This is a genomic window from Escherichia sp. AM3 (assembly GCF_032029835.1).
Taxonomy (GTDB): Bacteria; Pseudomonadota; Gammaproteobacteria; order Enterobacterales; family Enterobacteriaceae; genus Escherichia; species Escherichia coli.
The window spans coordinates 1-364 of record NZ_JAVUPQ010000673.1 but is presented as its reverse complement, the minus strand read 5'-3'; the positions used below and the strand labels follow the sequence as shown (position 1 = coordinate 364).

1 protein-coding gene is annotated in these 364 nt (G+C 49.7%); it reads right to left on the bottom strand.

Annotated elements, in window-relative coordinates; all coding sequences use genetic code 11:
• A partial coding sequence (locus tag RTW80_RS27815; protein WP_312721345.1) for a YjcB family protein occupies nt 1–257 on the bottom strand: 257 nt, incomplete at its 3' end.
• Nucleotides 258–364 lie beyond the last annotated feature (107 nt).

The window sequence follows — 364 nt, the reverse complement described above, 5'->3', positions numbered from 1 at the left end:
GGCGGAGTGTGGCTCATGGCTTCAACCATCACCACTTTAATGTTTTCCCAGACGGCGGCAATGTCTACCAGCGTAATGCCAAGCAAACCTGTCGCGAACCAGCATGCGGCGCCCAACCCTAACAGGGTGCTAATCACAGCAAGACCTGCATAGTCGGACTTTCGAAACTGAATGTTTAACGTGCTGGCCAGGAACATCAAAACCGCGCTCAACAACGGCCAGCGCAGGAGCACCATGCTGGTGGTAATGGTTGCCATAAAACCCATCCTCGACAAAACAGACGAACTGGAATGAAACAATGTTTCTCGTTACATAAGATGTGTGAACTATATCACATTTGCTGTTTTATTCGCCAGTATCCGCG